The 18,246-nt window shown below is 69.3% G+C and carries 13 protein-coding genes; 10 read left to right on the forward strand and 3 right to left on the reverse strand.

The genetic code is table 11. The features are described 5' to 3' along the window. Positions 1 to 161: 161 nt before the first annotated feature. The 3 genes from ACFYTS_RS33110 to ACFYTS_RS33120 all read left to right on the forward strand — a co-directional run bounded on the left by ACFYTS_RS33110 (position 162) and on the right by ACFYTS_RS33120 (position 4,008). Complete coding sequence (locus ACFYTS_RS33110; protein WP_357285081.1) at positions 162 to 674, forward strand: EXLDI protein; 513 nt, start codon at positions 162 to 164, stop codon at positions 672 to 674. Between the two features lie 38 nt (positions 675 to 712). Beyond that, the gene (locus ACFYTS_RS33115) at positions 713 to 2,872 is read left to right on the forward strand and encodes an MMPL family transporter (protein WP_387309287.1); all 2,160 of its coding nucleotides are present in this window, start codon (positions 713 to 715) and stop codon (positions 2,870 to 2,872) included. Positions 2,873 to 3,009: 137 nt separating this feature from the next. Next, on the forward strand, positions 3,010 to 4,008 hold the full coding sequence (locus ACFYTS_RS33120) for a sulfotransferase domain-containing protein (RefSeq protein ID WP_387309288.1): 999 nt from the start codon (positions 3,010 to 3,012) through the stop codon (positions 4,006 to 4,008). A 196-nt stretch (positions 4,009 to 4,204) separates the two neighbouring features. Here ACFYTS_RS33120 and ACFYTS_RS33125 read toward each other — a convergent pair whose 3' ends face one another. After that, on the reverse strand, positions 4,205 to 4,969 hold the full coding sequence (locus tag ACFYTS_RS33125; RefSeq protein WP_357285086.1) for a CPBP family intramembrane glutamic endopeptidase: 765 nt from the start codon (positions 4,967 to 4,969) through the stop codon (positions 4,205 to 4,207). A gap of 46 nt (positions 4,970 to 5,015) precedes the next feature. Next, the gene (locus ACFYTS_RS33130; RefSeq protein ID WP_387309289.1) at positions 5,016 to 5,948 is read right to left on the reverse strand and encodes a pseudouridine synthase; all 933 of its coding nucleotides are present in this window, start codon (positions 5,946 to 5,948) and stop codon (positions 5,016 to 5,018) included. A 123-nt stretch (positions 5,949 to 6,071) separates the two neighbouring features. Between ACFYTS_RS33130 and ACFYTS_RS33135 the strand changes: the two genes are divergently transcribed. The 4 genes from ACFYTS_RS33135 (at position 6,072) to ACFYTS_RS33150 (ending at position 12,151) form a co-directional block, all read left to right on the forward strand. Next, positions 6,072 to 6,893 carry a DUF4190 domain-containing protein gene (locus tag ACFYTS_RS33135; RefSeq protein ID WP_387309290.1) on the forward strand — a complete coding sequence of 274 codons (822 nt, stop codon included), beginning with the start codon at positions 6,072 to 6,074 and terminating at the stop codon, positions 6,891 to 6,893. A gap of 94 nt (positions 6,894 to 6,987) precedes the next feature. Further along, positions 6,988 to 8,871, forward strand: a complete 1,884-nt coding sequence (locus tag ACFYTS_RS33140; RefSeq protein WP_387309291.1) for an ABC transporter ATP-binding protein — start codon at positions 6,988 to 6,990, stop codon at positions 8,869 to 8,871. Then, positions 8,868 to 10,604, forward strand: a complete 1,737-nt coding sequence (locus tag ACFYTS_RS33145; protein ID WP_387309292.1) for an ABC transporter ATP-binding protein — start codon at positions 8,868 to 8,870, stop codon at positions 10,602 to 10,604. Before ACFYTS_RS33140 ends, ACFYTS_RS33145 begins: the two co-directional genes overlap by 4 nt. A 251-nt stretch (positions 10,605 to 10,855) precedes the next feature. Further along, the gene (locus ACFYTS_RS33150; RefSeq protein WP_357285100.1) at positions 10,856 to 12,151 is read left to right on the forward strand and encodes a SidA/IucD/PvdA family monooxygenase; all 1,296 of its coding nucleotides are present in this window, start codon (positions 10,856 to 10,858) and stop codon (positions 12,149 to 12,151) included. Here ACFYTS_RS33150 and ACFYTS_RS33155 read toward each other — a convergent pair. Continuing rightward, the gene (locus ACFYTS_RS33155) at positions 12,106 to 12,762 is read right to left on the reverse strand and encodes a GNAT family N-acetyltransferase (RefSeq protein ID WP_357285103.1); all 657 of its coding nucleotides are present in this window, start codon (positions 12,760 to 12,762) and stop codon (positions 12,106 to 12,108) included. The two genes, ACFYTS_RS33150 and ACFYTS_RS33155, sit on opposite strands and share 46 nt — an antisense overlap. Before the next feature lie 156 nt (positions 12,763 to 12,918). Between ACFYTS_RS33155 and ACFYTS_RS33160 the strand changes: the two genes are divergently transcribed. The 3 genes from ACFYTS_RS33160 to ACFYTS_RS33170 are packed head-to-tail and all read left to right on the forward strand — an operon-like array spanning position 12,919 to position 18,246. Then, positions 12,919 to 13,674 carry a thioesterase II family protein gene (locus ACFYTS_RS33160; protein WP_387309293.1) on the forward strand — a complete coding sequence of 252 codons (756 nt, stop codon included), beginning with the start codon at positions 12,919 to 12,921 and terminating at the stop codon, positions 13,672 to 13,674. A 5-nt stretch (positions 13,675 to 13,679) separates the two neighbouring features. After that, positions 13,680 to 14,987: a polyketide synthase gene (locus tag ACFYTS_RS33165; RefSeq protein WP_387309329.1), complete on the forward strand. Its 1,308-nt coding sequence runs from the start codon at positions 13,680 to 13,682 to the stop codon at positions 14,985 to 14,987. After that, on the forward strand, positions 14,980 to 18,246 hold the full coding sequence (locus ACFYTS_RS33170) for an SDR family NAD(P)-dependent oxidoreductase (protein ID WP_387309294.1): 3,267 nt from the start codon (positions 14,980 to 14,982) through the stop codon (positions 18,244 to 18,246). Before ACFYTS_RS33165 ends, ACFYTS_RS33170 begins: the two co-directional genes overlap by 8 nt.

Consider the following 18,246-nt stretch of genomic DNA (forward strand, 5'->3'; position numbering starts at 1 on the left):
AGGGTTGCTCTATACGTATACGTCTACTTATAGTGACGTAAGACGGCGTTCCGCCGTCGGGAACCGCTGAGATCGATAGCGGCGCACCGGATGTGAGATCCGGGGTGTCGTGTCGTACACGCATGCCCATATAAGCATCTACGAATGATTCGGAGCGTCTCATGGCCCTCGAAATGGACAAGCCCGCCACCGACCTGGTCCCGGATCCGCAGCCCGAGGGCATGCGTGAGATCACCCTCCGCGTCGGCCCCGGCGGCGGCCGCACCCAGCGCTTCGTCGGCCGCCCGCTGGCCGACGGTCGCAAGGTCACCGGGGAGGGGAGCGAATCGGTCCAGGTCTTCCTGAGTCGCAAGGGCAAGCTGGTCGTCCACCGGCACTTCCTCGACTGGACCGACTTCGCGCGTGCCACCAGGACGGTCGCGGAGGAGCGGAAGGACGAGTACCTGACCGTCCGGAAAGGTTCCGATCGGTCGGATCTCTCGCTGATGGCCGAATGGCTCAAAGGATTTGGGGGGTGGCGGGAATTCCTTCAGTTGGGTAAGGATGGATACGGCGACTTCACCGTCGACATCGTGGACTCGCCGGGGGAATTGCGTGATCTTGTTCCAGCGAAGGTCTACCGGACCGTCGCTGATGCGCTGGAGAACCCGGCATCCCAGGTCCTCGACATCTGATCAGCGCGCGGCCGAAACCCCGAAAGGACTTCTCCCGCATGTTCTCCGGACTAGGACGCCTGGTCGTCCGCTTCCCGTGGCTGGTGATCGGCGCATGGCTGATCGCGATCGTGGCGGTCGTCGCCACGGCCCCCAAGCTCACGGCCACCACCGAGCAATCAGACTTCCTGCCTTCGCACTACGAATCCGTCCAGGCGATGGAGTTGCAGCAGAAGGCCTTTCCGAACAGCAACACCCCCGCCGCGCTGATCGTCTTCGAGCGCTCCGACGGGGCCCCGCTGACCGATCAGGACGCGGCCGTCATCTCGTCGGCCGCGACCAAGCTGTCGGACAAGCACATCAAGGACGTCACCGCCGTCCAGGCGCTGCCTCCGTCGCAGACCAAGGTGATCGGCGTGGTCGCTGTCGCCATGGAGAAGGCGACCGACGCGGCGGCCAAGAACCAGACCGACGCCGTCAAGGCGCTGCGTGACGCCTTGAAGGAGCAGGTCTCCGGCACCGATCTGAAGGCCGGCGTCACCGGCACCGCGGCCCAGATGCTGGATCAGCAGGATTCCAGTGAGAAGGGCCTGGCCATCATCGGCATCGCGACCGTGGTGCTGATCCTGGTGCTGCTGCTGGTCATCTTCCGCAGTCCGATCATCGCGTTGCTGCCGATCATCGTGATCGGAATGGTGTCCGCGCTGGCGAACGGCGTGATCGCCTCGGCCAGTGCGGCATTCGACCTGAAGATCGACAACTCGGTGCAGTCGCTGCTGGTCGTGGTGTTGTTCGGCGTCGGCACCGACTACATCCTGTTCCTGATGTTCCGCTTCCGGGAGCGCCTGCGCGCCGGTGAGGACCCGAAGACGGCCATGGTCAGTTCGGTCGAGCGGGTCGGCGAGGCCATCACCTCGGCCGCGGCGGCGGTGATCATCGCCTTCGGCGCGCTGACCCTGTCCACCCTGGGCATGTTCCGGTCGATGGGCATCGCGCTGGCCATCGCGGTGGCGGTGGCGCTGCTGGCGGGTCTGACCCTGGTCCCGGCCATCGTCTCGCTGTTGGGCACCAAGGTGTTCTGGCCGTCGAAGGCCTGGCAGACCGAACCCGAGGGCGCGCGGTTCCGGGCGGTCGGCAATGCGCTGGGCAAGCGTCCGGCGGTGTTCGCCGCGGTCTCCGGCGGCGTGCTGCTGGTGCTGGGTGTCTTCGCGCTGGGCTTCAACCCGACCTTCGATCTGAGCTCCGGTTCGACCTCGAACGCGGCCGAATCCACCGTGTACGGCAAGGAATTGCTCAAGGGCATGCCCGCGGGCAGCACCCAGCCGTCGCAGGTCTACCTGCGCGCCGAGCAGGGGACGCTGAACCAGGGTGAGCTCGACGCCTTCCGGACGGCGCTCACCGGCGTGAGCGGTGTGGGCCAGGTGTCGTCGGCGACGCTGTCGAAGGACAGCGCGGTGGCCGAGTTCCAGGTGACCCTCGCCGACAAGCCGGAATCCGATGCCGCGCTGGAGACCGTGAAGGGTCCGCTGCGCGATACCGCGCACGCCTCGGCCCCGGCCGGCACCACCGCGGTGGTGGGCGGTATGACCTCGGTGTTCGTCGACTTCCAGCACGCCATGAACCGTGACTACATGGTGGTGTTCCCGGTCGCGGGCATCCTGATCATGATCGTGCTGGCGCTGCTGCTGCGCAGTGTGGTCGCGCCCTGGTACCTGATGGCCTCGGTGTTCCTGGGCTTCGCGGCGACGCTGGGTTCCGCGGTGCTGGTGTTCCAGCGCATCCAGGGCGAGCAGGGTCTGATCTTCCAATTGCCGTTGATCATGTACCTGTTCGTGGTGGCGCTGGGCACCGACTACAACATCCTCATGGTGGCCCGTCTGCGGGAGGAGGCCCGCGAGGGCAACGATCCGCACGCCGCCGCGGCGCTGGCGGTGCGGCACACGGGTCCGACGGTGGCGGCGGCCGGTGTCATCCTGGCGGGCACCTTCGCCTCCATGATGCTGGCGGGCAATTCGGTGCTCTCCCAGATGGGTTTCGCGATCTCGCTGGGTATCACCATCGCGGCGTTCGTCATGGCGATGTTCTTCACGCCCGCGGTGACGGCTCTGGTCGGCCGCTTCGCCTGGTGGCCCGGACATGGCGGGGATGCCGAACAACCGCCGGTATGGGATACCGAATGGTCGGAAACCGATGTGGTAAGCGGACAGTCGCGACACTGAGTTTCGAATAGGTATCCGAATAGGTATCCGAATAGGCCGGCTCGCTTCTCCGTTGGAGAAGCGGGCCGGTTCGCTGATACCGTCTCCGCCAGTCGATTCCCGGTGGCAGTGGGATCGTCTGGTGAGGGGATAAGTGAATGAGTAAGTCCGACAGTGCTGTTCAGGAGGGGGCCTGTACCGGCGATGACCGGTATACGGAGGGCTTCCAGGTATTCGAGCAATGGCAGTTGCGGCGATACCACAATGAGCGCCATCTGAAGCATCCGGTTCGCAGTCTGCGCCTGGGTTGGCGGTACCTGACGCTGAATCACTATTTCGGTGCGGTGCCACCGATTCGGCTCTGGTGGCGGTCCCGTTTCGGCGGACCGCGCGCGTTGCCCGACTTCACGTGTGTGGGAGCACTGAAGAGCGGAACGACCGATCTGGCAGCCTATTTGATGCAGCATCCGAGCGTGGTGGTGCCGCTGACGAAGGAGATCGGTCACGGTTTCCCGGCCGCCTGGGGGCCGTACCTTCCGACCGAGCGGGAGAAGGCGGCGGTCGCCGAGCGCACCGGTCGAGCGCTGGTGGGGCATTTCGATCCGCTGCTGCACGATGTGCCGCTGATCGACAATCTCCGCGAGTCCAGCCCGGGCGCGAAGGTCATCATCATGCTGCGCGATCCGGTGCGGCGGGCCTATTCGCACTACAAGTGGGATCTGTTCCTCAGCGGTGAGAACGGTTTGCGCAGTGGGCGATACGGCGAGAACTTCGGCGATTACGTGTCCTTGGCGCTGGGGGCCTTCCCGGGTCCGCCGCCGCCGACCATGCTGCCGACCATGCCGATGCTGGCGGCCGGGATCTACGTGAATTCGGTGCGTCGCTGGCTGGACACCTACGGCCGCGAGAACGTGCACCTGGTCGCGGCGGAGGACTTCTTCGCCGATGTGTCCAAGACGGTGTGCGGCATCCACGAGTTCCTCGGGCTGCCCGCGGTGGAGCCGGAGTTGCATGCGGAGGTGGTGAACCGCAATCCGCTGGAGTACCCGCCCGCCGAGGTCGAGTCGCTGGCCCGGTTGCGGGAGTTCTACCGCCCGTACAACGAGGAGCTGTTCGAGCTGTTGGGCCGCGATCTGGGGTGGAATCGCCCGGCCTGATCTGGTCTGACAGAAACGCGTTTCACTTTTTTCGCGAAACTGCCTCGCGGTGAACTGGACAACCGATACAGTTCGGGCCGACGCACAGACTCGGTTCGGCGTGGCCCAACCCGCCGAACCGACCCCGGGCCGGCTGACCATAATCCTCTGTTCCCAGGTCAGCCGGCCTCCTCTTCTTTCGTCGGAGAGGCCGCCGCTAGCGCACGGTCACGTGCCACACCACCGCGGCGGCCAGCGCGCCCGCGCCGTTCACCGCCCAGTGCAACGCGATCGGCGCGAGCAGGCTCCCGCTGCGCCGCCGCAGCCAGGTGAAGACCATGCCCGCCCCGGCCGTCGCCAGCACCGCGAGCCCGATCCCGAGGATCTGCCCGGCCGGGCCGCTGCCCAGGAATCCGGTGAGGCCCTTGTTGCCGCTGGTCAATCCCAGCGATGAGGCAATGTGCCAGAGCCCGAACAACATCGACCCGGCGGCGAATACGCCACGCGCGCCGACCACGCGGTCCAAGGTGCCGTGCAGCACGCCGCGGAAGGCCAGCTCCTCGGGAATCGCGGTCTGCAAGGGGATGACGATCATGGACGCGATGAGCGCGCCCGAGACCGCGGCATAGCGGTCGTTCAGGAAGAACGGCCGGGTGATGGGCAGGGCCGCGCCGATGGCCACGGCCGCCAGCACCACGCCCACCGCCGCCACTGCCCAGAGCGAGCCGCGCCGCCACTGCGAGGGGGAGAGTCCCAGCTCCGCCCAGCCCAGTCCGCGACGCCGGACCATGGCCACCAGCACCACCGCGGCAATCGGCACCGAGAGGATGCTGGCCCACTGGTTGGTGAAGTGTGCGATGAGGTTGGTGCAGGTCAAAACGACGACAACGACGGCAACGTCCACGTAGGCGTGCAGCTTGTGGCCGGGCGAGGTGGGCGCTTCCGGCGATGCCGCCGCCGCGCCGTTATCGTTTCGAGACATCCTGGCCAGTGTACGAGCGAATTCTTGGAATCCGCCTCGATTGTGGTTAATCGCTCGCCCAGCCCGCGGGGTCGTCCCAGGCTCGCAGGGTGCGCGCGGTTTCGAAACGCCGGGTCTCGCGGGTGACAGGGTCGGGGAACTCCAGCGCCGACGCCAGCAACTGCAGCGGCCGCGTGTAATCGTCGACCGGCTTGTCGGTGAGCTCGGGATAGAAGTCGTCGCCCAGGATCGGGATCCCGAGGCTGTTCATATGGATGCGGATCTGGTGGGTGCGCCCGGTCCGCGGCCGCACCCGGTAGCGGCCCAGCCCGTCCCGGTGGTCGAGGAGTTCGATCAGTGTCTCGGCATTGGGCTCGCCCTCGGTCTCGTAGGCCTTGAGCACCTGCCGTTCCTTGACGATGCGGCTGACGACCGTGCGCGGCAGGTCCAGGCTGGGATCGAAGCGCGCGATGGCCTCGTACTCCTTGTGGACCAGGCGCTTGTGGAACATGGTCTGATACGCCCCGCGCCGAGCCGGATTGATGATGAAGAGAACAAGGCCGGCGGTCACCCGGTCCAGCCGGTGCGCGGGCACCAGATCCGGCAGGTCCAGTTCGCGGCGCAGCTTCACCAGGGCGGTCTGCAGGATGTGCTGGCCGCGGGGGATGGTCGAGAGGAAGTGCGGTTTGTCCACGATCAGGATGTCCTCGTCGCGGTGGACGATGCCGATCGGGAAGGGGACCTCGGTCTCCTCGGGCAGATCGCGGTGGAACCACACCGCGCCGCCGGGTATGTAGGGGGTGTCGAGGGCGATGGGTCCCGCCAGGTCCACGATGCCGCCCTCGCGCAGCAGTTCGTCGATGCGTTCGGGCCGGACCCGGGGCAGCCGTTCCACGAGGTGGTCGCGGATGGTCGCCCAGTCGCCCTCCTCGGGTAGCCGCAACCGGGCCGGATCCAATCCGTGCCGCTTCGGTAGCGGTGGTTGCTGCCTGCGTCTCACCTGGGAAACCCTAGCCCCCGGGTATGTCCGGATTGCGGGGTACGGTGGGCCGACGCCCGGAATGTCCGGGTCAGCGCCGTGATCGGGGGTCTCGTGTATCCGAACGACCAACAGCCTCAGGGTGTGCCGGGCCAGCCCGGTCAGCCGCAGCCGGGCCAGTACGGCTACCCGCAGCCCGGGCAGCCGGAATACGGCCAGCCCGCGTATGGACAGCCGGACTACGGGCAGCAGCAGCCCTTCTACGGTCAGCCCGACTACGGCCAGCCCGGGTATCAGCCGATGCCGCCTGGCTATCCGGTGGCGCCGCCGCCCGCGCAGGGCACCAATGGTTTCGCGATCGCCGCGCTGATCTTCGGTCTACTCGGCTGCACCAGCCTGCTCGCGGTGCCGTTCGGCATCATTGCGCTGAATCAGACCAAGCAGCGTAATCAGGGCGGCCGGGGACTGGCCATTGCCGGGCTGATCCTGGCGGGGTTGTGGTTGCTGTTCTCCGTCGTGCTGGTCGCGATCGGCGCGGTGACCGATTCGAACACCACGGCGGCGCAGGACAATACGACCCGCACCTCGGCCCTGTCGGATTCGCCGACCTCCATCTCCATCGACGAGGTGAAGACCGGTGACTGCGTGCAGACGGTGGAGGAGAACAACCACATTCGCAAGGTGACCGTGCTGTCCTGCGATTCTCCGCACGACGGTGAGGTGATCACCCAGGTGCACCTGCCGGGTTCGTGGCCGGGTTCGGGTGACGCGTCCTTCGACAAGGCCAGCGAGGCCTGCCAGGTGCAGCTGGACAAGCTGCTGGCCTCGAGCCCGGTGGTCGAGCAGCTGGAGTCGTTCATCCTGTATCCGGCGAACGAGACGCAGTGGAACAAGTCGAACGGCCGCGCGACCTGCATGGTGCATAACGCGGACGGTTCGAAGTTGACCACGAAGGTGCCGCGCTGACCCTCGGTGTGGTCGGCAAGCCAAAGTTAGCCTAACCTATCTTCTCGCCGGTGTTCGTGGGAGCGCCGGACGGATGAAGGTGGAAGGCGGACTGATGACGGTCGAGTCACCGCCCGCGGTCGAGGCGGGCCCGGAGCCGAGCGGGCCCGACGCGAAGGCCGAGGTGAAAGCGCGGCGGCAGGCGGAAGCCGCCGCCCGCAAGGAGATCCTCGCGCCGGTGCGCGGGCCGCTCACGGTCGCCGGGCTGATCGTGGCCGTGGCCGCCGTCTGCTCGGTGGTCCCGTTCCTGCTGATCGTCTCGGCCTGCCGGGAGCTGCTGCGGGAGGTCCCCGACACCGATCGGGTGTGGCGGCTGCTGCTGATCGCGGTGCTGGTCCTGGTGGCCCGCGCGATCCTGCAGGCGGTCGCGTTGACCTGGTCGCACGCCGTGGATGCGCGTTATCAGCTGACCCTGCGCCGACTGCTGGCCGACAAGCTGACCCGGGTGCCGCTGGGCTGGTTCGGCGCCCGCGCCTCCGCCGACGTGAAGAAGTATCTGCAGGACGACGTCGAGGCGCTGCACTATCTGGTGGCGCACGCGCGCTTGGACTTCATCGGTTCGGTGACCGCGCCGCTGGTGACCCTGGTGTACCTGGCCACGGTCGACTGGCGGTTGACCCTGGTCCTGCTGATCCCGCTGATCGTGTACGCGCTGTGCATGCGCGCCATGCTGGACGAGCCCGGCCGTGAGCGGCTGCTCGCTTATAACGCCGCCGAACAGCGCACCCGTGCCGCCACCGTGGAGTTCGTGGACGGCATCCAGGTGGTGCGGGCCTTCGGGCGAGCGGGCAAGGCGCACAGCGAGTTCCGCGCGGCCGTCGAGGAGCAGACCGACCGGCTGCGGCGGCTGAAGCTGCCCGTCATGACGGTGCAGTCGATCTCGGACACCGTGGTCTCCCCGGTGTTCGTCATGCTGCTGGTCGTGGTGGCCGGGCTGGCGGGTGTCGGCCTGGACTGGCTGGAGCCCCTCGACCTGCTGCCCTTCCTGCTGGTCGGGCTGGGCTTGGGCAGTTCGCTGCTGGGCCTGGGCTACGGCACGCAGGCGTTGCGCACGGCCGGTGACGCCGCGCTGCGTCTGCACGAACTCATGCAGACCCCGGAATTGGCCTCCGGCACCGGGGCATCCGCGGCGCCGGACGTGCCCGCGGGCCTGATCCGTTTCGAGGGCGTGAGCTTCGGCTACCGCGCCGATCATCAGGTGCTGCGCGGCGTCGACCTCGAGCTGGCGCCCGGCACCATGACCGCCCTGGTGGGCCCGAGCGGCTCCGGCAAGTCCACGCTGGCCAAGCTGCTGCCGCGCTTCTACGACGTGGACAGCGGCCGGATCACCATCGGCGGCAGGGACATTCGCGACATCCCGAGTGCGGAGCTGTATCGCACGGTCGGCTTCGTCTTCCAGGATGTGCGCCTGATCCGCGGCACCATCGCCGACAATCTGCGGCTGGCCCGCCCCGAGGCCGACATCGCCGAGCTGGAACGCGCGGCGCGTGCCGCCCGCATCCACGATCGCATCACGGAGCTGCCGCGCGGCTACGACTCCGAGATCGGCGCGGATGTCGTGCTGTCCGGCGGTGAGGCGCAGCGGCTTTCGATCGCCCGCACGCTGCTGTCCGACACCCCGATCCTGGTGCTGGACGAGGCCACCGCCTTCGCCGACCCCGAATCCGAGGCCGCCGTCCAGGACGCGCTGGCCGAGCTGGTGGCCGGCCGCACGGTCCTGGTGATCGCGCACCGCCTGCACACCATCACCGGTGTGGACCGAATCCTGGTGCTGGAGAACGGAACCCTGGTCGAACAGGGCGACCACGCGAGCCTGCACGCCGCGGGCGGCCTGTACCAGCGGCTCTGGGAAATCAACGCGGCGGCCCTGGCCGATGTCGCGGCCACCGACCGTCCCGCCCAGCCGGTTCGCGCCGATGCCGAGGAGGCCCTCCGATGATCCGCAAGGTGCTCGGCCTGGTGCCGGGCGAATTCGCCGCGCTGACACCGCGATTGCTGCTGGCCATCGTGGCTCAGGCGTTGTCGCAGGCGGCCGCGTACGTGCAGCTGGTGCCCGTGCTGAAGGCCCTGTTCGCCCAGGATCTGGGCCGGGCCTGGTGGTGGACGCTGTGGCTGGCGCTGGCCGTGGCCGGGGTCGTGGTGTTCGGCTACTTGCAGTCGGTGCTGGGCCTGCGGGTCGGCGTGGGCATGCAGCACGGATTGCAGACCCGGCTCGGCGATCATCTGAACGCATTGCCGCTGGGCTGGTTCGACGACAGGCACGCGGGCGAGCTGTCGCGGGTGATGGTCGAGAACGTTCGCGAGGTGCAGGGCCTGATCGCCTATCTGCTGGCGAAGATGCTGACCGGCGTGCTGGTTCCGCTGGGTGTCGCGCTGGGCATGCTGTTCGTGGACTGGCGGATCTCGCTGGCCATGCTGGTGACCGCGCCGGTGCTGTTCCTGGTGAACCTGTGGGCCAACCGTTCCTATGTGACGGCCGACGAGCGCATGCACGAGGCCGCGACCGAGGCGAACGCCCGGGTGCTGGAATTCGCTCAGGCGCAGCCGATGCTGCGTTCGCTCGGCGCGGTCGGCGCGGGCAATCGGGCGCTGGACGCGGCCCTGGCGCGCCAGCGCACCGCCGCCAACGGTCTGCTCGTCGCGGCGGTTCCCGGTCTGATCGGTTTCGCGCTGGTGGTGCAGGCCGTCTTCCTGGTGCTGGTGTACCTGGTGGTGGGCCGGGCCACCGACGGCGCGATCTCGGCCGCCGCGGCGATCGCCCTGATCGCGGTGAGTGCGCGTTTCATCGAGCCGCTGACCCAGGCCGCCCAGCTGGGTGGCGCGTTGCGCACGGCCGCGGCCGCCGCCGATCGGGTGAGCGCGCTGCTGGCGGAACCTGGACTGGCGCAGCCGGATTCCCCGGTCGAGCACGCTGCCGCGCGGGTCGAGTTCGACGGCGTCACCTTCGGTTATGGCCCGGGCAAGACGGTCCTGGAGGACATTTCGTTCACCGCCGCTCCCGGCACGACGACGGCGATCGTCGGTCCCAGCGGCGCGGGCAAGTCCACGCTGCTGCGCCTGGCGGCCCGGTTCCACGACGCGGATTCGGGCCGGGTCTCGGTCGGCGGCCACGATGTCCGCGACCAGCCCGCCGAGTCGTTGCTGAGCCGGCTGGCCCTGGTCTTCCAGAGCGTCTACCTCTTCGATCGCTCCGTGCTGGAGAACATTCGGGCGGGCCGCCCGGACGCGTCCGACGACGAGGTCCTCGCGGCCGCGCGCACCGCACGGGTGGACGAGATTGCCGAGCGCCTGCCCGATGGTTGGCTGACCGCGGTCGGTGAAGGCGGTTCGGCGCTGTCCGGCGGTGAGCGCCAACGGGTTTCGATCGCGCGTGCCTTGGTGAAGGACGCCCCGATCGTGCTGCTGGACGAGGCGACCAGTGCGCTGGATCCGCACAACGAGGCGGCCGTGGTGCGCGGTGTGCACGAACTCACCCGGGGCCGAACGGTACTCGTGGTGGCGCACCGGCTGGCGACCATCGCGCACGCCGATCAGATCCTGTTCATGGACGCCGGTCGCATCGTCGAACGTGGCACCCATGCGGAGCTGATCGCCCTCGACGGCCGTTACGCCGCCTTCTGGAACGAGCGCACCCGGGCGTCGGGCTGGCGTCTGGCTCGGGTCTCCGCCTAGCGAAACGGCCCCGGATCCCTTGGGGTCCGGGGCCGTTCGTGCGGGCGAACCATCCGATCGTCAGAGGCTGCAGGGCAGCATCGCGACGCCGGCCACGGTGCACTCGGCCACGGGGCATGTGTTCTGTCCAATCTTTTCGTCTCGAGCGCTTCGCAAGCGAAGCCTAAGCAATATAAGGTAAGGCTATGCAAACCTAAGCGTTGGTGGTTTGTGCGAGGCAGGCGACAAGTGAGCAACTGGGACGGAGAGCGGTGGAGACACTTCTGGTGGTCGGAGCGGGGCCGAAAGCCCTGGCGGTAGCGGCCAAGTCGCGGGTGCTGCGGGACCTGGGCCTGCCCGCGCCGCGGGTGACCGTCGTCGAAGCGCGGACGGTGGGCGGCAATTGGCTGCCGACCGGTGGCTGGACCGACGGACGGCACCGCCTGGGCACCAGCCCGGAGAAGGATGTCGGCTTCCCGTACCACTCCACCTGGGCCCGCGGCCGCAATCGCGAAATCGACGAGGCCATGCGGGCGTTCAGCTGGACCGCCTTCCTGGTCGAGCACGGCACCTACGCCGAGTGGATCGACCGCGGCCGTCCCAGCCCGCAGCATCACGTGTGGGCCAAGTATCTGGGGTGGGTGGCCAAGCGCTGCGACATGGACCTGGTCCAGGGCTCGGTGACCGGTATCGCCGCCGCGGCCGACGGCTGGCTGGTCTCGGTCACCGACGCCGACGGCGGGGTCGACGAGATCGATTGCGACGCCGTCATGATCACCGGTCCCGGCCGCAGCGACCGCGCCCTGGCCGAGCATCCGAAGGTGCTCAGCATCTCCGAGTTCTGGGAGCTGGCGGGCCGCCGCGAGCTGCCGCCGTCCTCGCGCGTCGCGGTGATCGGCGGTGGCGAGACCGCGGGTTCGGCGCTGGACGAGCTGATCAACCACGACATGCTGACGGTCTCGGTGATCTCGCCCAAGGCCACGCTGTACACCCGTGGGGAAAGCTATTTCGAGAACTCGCTCTACAGCGATCCGACCAAGTGGGCCGGGCTGGGCATGGCCGAGCGTCGGGATGTCATCCGCCGCACCGATCGCGGCGTGTTCTCGGTGCGCGTGCAGGAGAGCCTGCTGGGCGACAACCGGGTGCATCACCTGCAGGGCCGCGTCGTGAGCCTGGCCGAGCAGGACGATCGGGTCGCCCTGACCCTGCGCAACGATCTGCGCCCGGATCAGGTGCACACCTTCGATCTGGTGGTGGACGCCACGGGCGGGCAGCCGCTGTGGTTCCTGGATCTGTTCGATTCCGCCGCAACCGATCTGCTGGAGCTGGCCGTCGGCGGTCCGCTCGAGCACGGGCGGCTGGAGGCGGCCATCGGTTACGACCTGGCGGTGTCCGGGCTGGACGCCAAGCTGTATCTGCCGAATATGGCCGCCATGGCGCAGGGTCCGGGTTTCCCGAATCTCAGCTGCCTGGGCGAGCTGTCGGACCGGATCCTGCAGCCGGTGGTGAATCCCGGTCCGCGCTACCGGATCTCGGGCAGGTCCGCCGCGGTCCGCGGCAGCGTGTAGAGCGAGATCCGACGGTCCGGTCGAATGTCGAAGTCGCCGAGGTGCTGCCACCCGATCTTCTCCAACGCCTTCCGCATGGGGGCGTTGCGGTGATCGGGTTCGCACAGCAGCCGGCGGCATTCGGGTTCGGCCGCCAGGACCGCCCGGCCGAGCTGCCGCATCCAGTCCGACATGACGCCGCGGCCCAGCAGGGCGGTGTCGGCGGTGGCGATGTGGAAGCCCATGTCGTGGGCGTCGGCGTCGTAGAGGCGAGCGATCTCGTCCTTGGCGGGCCGGTACAACTCCACATAGGCGACCTCGCGATTGCCCAGGTCGGGCCGGTCGAGTGCGGTGAAGTCGTATTCGAGAACGCAGGGGCGGGAGAAGGTTCCGGCCAGCTGGGTCGCGCAGTCGAGGCGGCGGCGGTCGGCGTCCCAGGCCTGTTCCCAGGTCTCGAGCAGGTGCGGCCGGTGCATCCATTCGGTGATGGTCTCCGGATCGCCGGATTCGACGTCCACCAGGCGCAGCGTGAACGGCGCGGGGAACTCGGGCACCACGGGTGCGGGGGCGCTGCGGATGTGGTCCGGAAGGTCCGTGAGTTCGCGCGCGAGGACGTAGGTCGTCCGGTTCATCGCTGTGGCGCTCCGTTCGTCGGTTAGCTTGATCACCCTGATTGGTAAGGCTAGCCTATACTAACTAGGCGGTGTTACGGTTGCCCGGACATTGCAAGGGGGACAAGCGGAACCGGCGGCTGATGCGGTCGGGCGGGTCGTAGGAGAGATGCGGACATGGCACGGGAACTCGGCTGGATCAGGCAATTTCAGGCCCCGAGTGCGGAATCCGCGCCACCGCTGCTGATCTTCCCGCACGCGGGTGCGGGCGCTTCCGCCTACCGGGTCTTCGCCAAGAAGATGGCCGCCGAATTCGACGTCGTGGTCTTCCAGTACCCGGGCCGGCAGGACCGCGCCCGCGAGGCCGCGGCGGAGACGCTGCAGGACATGGCCGCCGGAGCCTTCGAGGCCTTCCGGGACTCCGCGCACGACTCCGGTGCGCCGCTGACCATTTTCGGCCACAGCATGGGCGCCATCGTCGCCTTCGAATTCGCCCGGCTGGCCGAGGCCGCGGGGTTGACCGTGCAGTTGCTGGCCGCCTCCTCGGCCGCCGCTCCCGCGCGCATCGCCGATCTGCCGAACCACCCCACCGACGACGAGGCGCTGCTCGACCACATGTCGGCGCTCAACGGCACCGGCGCGGAGGTGCTGGGCAGTCGTGACGTGCTGCGCATGGCGCTGCCGGTGATGAAGGCCGATTACCGCGCCTTCGACGCCTACTCCTGCCCGGCCGAGGTCGCCGTGGACGCCCCCATTCACGTGCTCGGCGGCGACGAGGACGAATTCGTCGCGCCGCGTGACCTGTTCGCGTGGGAGTGTCACTCGCGCGCGGGCATCCGGGTCACCATGTTCGCGGGCGGCCACTTCTATCTGGACCAGCACGTGGACGGCATCGCCGAACTGCTCGTCGCGGAGAAGAGCGTCGTCGCGTGACCCGAGTGGACTCCGGCGATCCGATCGTGATCGTCGGCATGGGCATCGAGGCGCCCGGTGGCGTGGACACCCTCGCGGAATTCTGGTCGGCGCTGGCCTCGGGCCGTGAACTGCTGGGACCGTTCCCGCGGGACCGGGACTGGCCGCTGGCGGAACTGCTGAGCCTGGGCGCCCAGGACGGTTGGGGCGCGGTCCCCGACGCGGGCGGCTTCCTCACCGGCGCGACCGCGTTCGATCCCCTGTTCTTCGGCATCACCCCGCGCGAGGCGGTCGCCATGGACCCGCAGCAGCGGGCCGGCATGCGGGTGGCCTGGCGAGCGCTCGAGCAGGCCGGGATCAATCCCGCCGCGGTGGAGGGCGATTCGGCGGGCTGCTGGATGGGCGTCTCCGTGATGGAGTACGGGCCCCGGGTGGCCTCGGTCAACGAGCACAGCGGCTACCGGGTCACCGGGACCGCGCTGGGCGCGGTGGCCGGGCGCATCTCGCACGGGCTGGGCCTGACCGGGCCCTCGATCAGCGTCGACACCGCGTGCGCGTCCGCGCTCACCGCCGTGCACCAGGCCGCCGCCGCCATCCGGGCGGGCGAGTGCGAGTGGGCGCTCGCGGGCGGAGTGTGCGTCATGGGTTCGCCGGGCGCGTTCTACGAGTTCTCCAAGAACAACGCCCTGGCCTCCGACGGCCACTGCCGCTCCTACGCCGCCGACGCCACCGGAACACTGTGGGGTGAGGGCGCGGGAGTCGTTGTGCTGGAACGGGAATCACGGGCGCGCGCGCTCGGGCACCGGGTGTACGGACGGCTGCTGGGCTCGCGCGTCAATCACAACGGCAAGGGCGCGCCGATCGCGGTGCCCAGCGCGGCCGCGCAGGAACGACTGATCCGCGACACCCTGGCGGTGTCCGGCATCACCGCCGAACAGGTCGGGCTGATCGAGGGCCACGGCACGGGGACCCCGGTCGGCGACCCGCTCGAATTGGCCGCTCTCGCCGCGACTTACGGCGTCGAGCGCGCCGACACCCCGCGTCTGGGCTCGGTGAAGTCCAACGCCGGTCACGCGCAGGCGGCCTCGGGCCTGCTGGCCCTGATCAAGGTGCTGCTGGCTGGGATGCACGGGCAGATCCCGCCCACCCTGCACGCCGAGCGTCCGACCGGCGAAATCGATTGGGACGCCACCAGTCTGCGGCTCGCCACCGAACTCGAACCGTGGTCCGCCGCGGACGGCGTGCGCTACGCGGCCGTGTCCTCGTTCGGTGTCGCGGGTACCAACGCGCACGCCCTGGTCGCCATGCCCGAGCTGGAGGAAAGCGATGTGTAGCCACCGGCTGCCCGATGGCAGCATCCCCGTCCTGCTCTCGTCCGACACCGCCGACGGCGTGCGCGCCGAGGCCGCGGGCATTCTGGAATTCTTGGAGTCGCGGCCCGCGGTCACCCCGGAACGGGTGGCGGACATGCTGTTCCGCACTCGCGCCGCGCGCCGGTACCGGGCCCTGGCCATGGTCACCGGACGTGAGGAACTGCTCGACGCGCTGCGCGCCGTCGCCGCAGGGACCGCGCATGCCGCGGTGGTGGCCGGCGACGGTCCCGCCACCGCGCGCCGGATCGGGTTCGTGTTCCCCGGCCAGGGCAGTCAGCGCCCAGGCATGGGCAAGCTGTATTACGAGCTGTCCCCGGCCTACCGGGCGGCGGTCGACGAGTGCTCGGGCCTGCACGCCGAACGCTTCGGCCACGACCAGCCGCTGCACTACCTGCTCGGCTCCGAGGGGCAGTACCAGGACACGGTGTGGGAAGTGCAGCCCGCCTTGATGTTCCACATGGCCGGTCTGGCCGCCATGTGGCGGGCCGCGGGCGTCGAGCCCGCCGCCACCGTCGGACACAGCCAGGGTGAGCTGGCCGCGGGCGCGGTCTCGCGGGTGATGTCGGTGCGTGACGCCGTGCTGGTGGTCACCCACCGCGCGCGCCTGGTGGAGCGGCTGTCCCCGCGCGGCTTCTCCATGGCCGTGCTGGCCATGGACCGCGAGGACTGCGAGGCGCTGCTGGCGCGGAACTCCGGCTGGGCCGAGCTGTCGGTGGTGAACGCCCCGCACATCATGGCCATCTCCGGTGACCGCGAGACCATCACCGACATGGTCGCCGCGGCCACCGCCCAGGGCCAGTTCGCCCGCGAGATCGGTGTCGCCTACCCGGCCCACACCTCGATCGTGGCCGAGCTGCGCGAGGAGTTCGAGGGCTTCCTCGGCGGCGAGATGAGCAGCGCGACCTTCCTCGACACTCGAATCCAGTGCTATGGAGCGACCTTGGGCGCGCCCATCACCGCCGACCTGATCCAGGAACAGTACTGGTACTGGAACCTGCGCAACCGCGTCCGCTTCGACCGCGCCGTGGTGGCGGCGGCCCGCGACGGCATCGACACCCTCATCGAGGTCGTCGAGCATCCGGTGCTGCAGCTGGCCCTCCAGGAGAACCTCACCCTGGTCCCGCCGGACCCGGCCCGCGGCCCCCGCGACTTCAAGGTCCTCGGCACCTCCCTGCGCACCGCGACCACGCTGCGCGAATTCACCCGCAACCTGGCGACCGTCGCGGTCCACGACCTCGGCTACGACTGGAATGCCCTGCGCACCGACGCCGTCCCGGCGCTCCCGCTGCGCGACTTCCCGCACACGGTCATGAACCCCAAGCGCCTGTGGGCGAACCCGGGCTACGCCCCCGACAAGGTGACCGCCCCGGCCCCGGCCGTGCCAAAACCCCAACGCCTGGTGGAGAAGTGGGTTACCTGGGAGCGGCGCTCCCTGACCGCGCCCCGCCGATTGGCCTTCGTCGACCCCACCGGCCGTTGCGCCGACCAGCTGGCTGCGCTCCTGGCCGCCGCCGACCGCTACGGTGCGACCGCGACCACGTTGGTCGTGGATACGCCCGGTGCGCGGTCCGATGCCACGGTGGCCACGCCTGCCGCCGACGGTGATGCGCCGACTCGTGCGGGTTCGAGTGCGACCGCGCCGAACCCTGTGCCCGGCAAGGGAACCAACAGCTCCGCTATCGCTGCGGTGCCGAACCGGGCCACGCCGCCCGCCAAGGCGCCGGACGGCGGGTCGGACTTCGACAGCGTCGTGATCCTGTGGCCCGCGCTGGCGGCCGGCGCGACCGTGGATGCCGTTGCCGAGCTGAGTGAATTCTTCGCCGGGCGGGCGTGGCTGCCCGCGGTCGCCGGTGTGCGGCCGGGCGGCGACTTCTGGCTGGTGACGGTCGGCGGCGAGACAGTGGTGCCGGGAGATGCGGTGCCGCAGCTGTTCCACGGTGCCGTGGCCTCCGGATTCCGGTGTGTCGGTGTGGAGAAGCCCGGCGTGCTGTTCCGGCACTTGGATCTGGCGGCCGACGCCGGGACCGCCGAGTCGAATCGGATGGTGGCGGCGCTGCACACGGCGGGTGAGCCGGAAGTGGCGCTGCGCGGCGGGAAGGTCTTCGTCAAGCGATTGGTCGCCGACGAGTCCGAGCCGGGTGCGGCCGCCGATCTCGATCATGTGCTGATCGTGGGCGGCACCGGCAAGCTCGGCCTGTTGTTCGCGGAGCATTTCGCCCGGCAGGGCGCGGGCCGGGTCACCCTGGTCAGCCGGTCCGGCGAATCCGGTGCGGCCGCCGCGGATTTGGCGCGGGTGCGGGCCGCCGGAGCCACCGAGATCGTGGTCGAGGCCTGTGATGTGAACGCCGCCGACGATGTGGCGCGCCTGGCGTCGGGGTTGGGGGAGCGGCCGGTGAGCCTGCTCGTTCACGCCGCCGTCAACTATGTGGACGCGGGCATCGAGGAGATCACCGCCGACATGGTGGCCACCGCCGCCGCGTCGAAGGTGCTGGGCCTTGAAGCCGTGCTGGACGCGGTGCCGTTGACCGCGACCGGCCGGGTGCTGCTGTGCTCGTCCATGGCCGCGACTCTCGGTGGGCGCGGGCAGATCCTGTACGCGGTCACCAACCGGATGCTGGATGTGCTTGCCCGTCGTGTGCGGGAGCGTGGCATCGACTGCTCGTCGCTGGAGTGGGGGCTGTGGAGTGTCGCGGGTCCGCTGGACGAGGCGGGCATGGCGCGGGTCGAGGGCGCCGGGGTCTTCCCGATGCATCCCGCCGACGCGATCGCCGCCGGATTCACCGGACAGCCGACGGACGCCATCGTCATCTCCGCGGACTGGCCGTTCCTGCGCGATGTCATGGGAGCGTTCGGTCAGGCGTCGGTGCTGTCGGACGTGCCGGAGCCGGAACCGGTTCCGGCGATCGCCGCCCCGGAACCGGAAGCGCCCGTCGCGGCCGAGGTCGTCGCGCCGGAGCCCGCCGCGCCCGCGCCGGTCGTCGCCGGCCGTCCGCTGGCGGATCAGGTGCTCGCCGAGCTCGAACGCGTCATGGGCATCGACACCGGCGACAGCATCGACCGTTCGGTGCCGCTGGTCGCTCTGGGTCTGGATTCGTTGCAGGCCCTGGACTTCCGCAAGCGCGTGCAGGCGTCGCTGGACCGGGATCTGCCGGTCGCCGCGATTCTCGGCGGTGCGTCACTCGACGATGTCGTGCTGCTCATGGCAGCGAACACCAACTAA

The sequence above is a fragment of the Nocardia sp. NPDC004151 genome, assembly GCF_042874235.1.
GTDB lineage: Bacteria > Actinomycetota > Actinomycetes > Mycobacteriales > Mycobacteriaceae > Nocardia.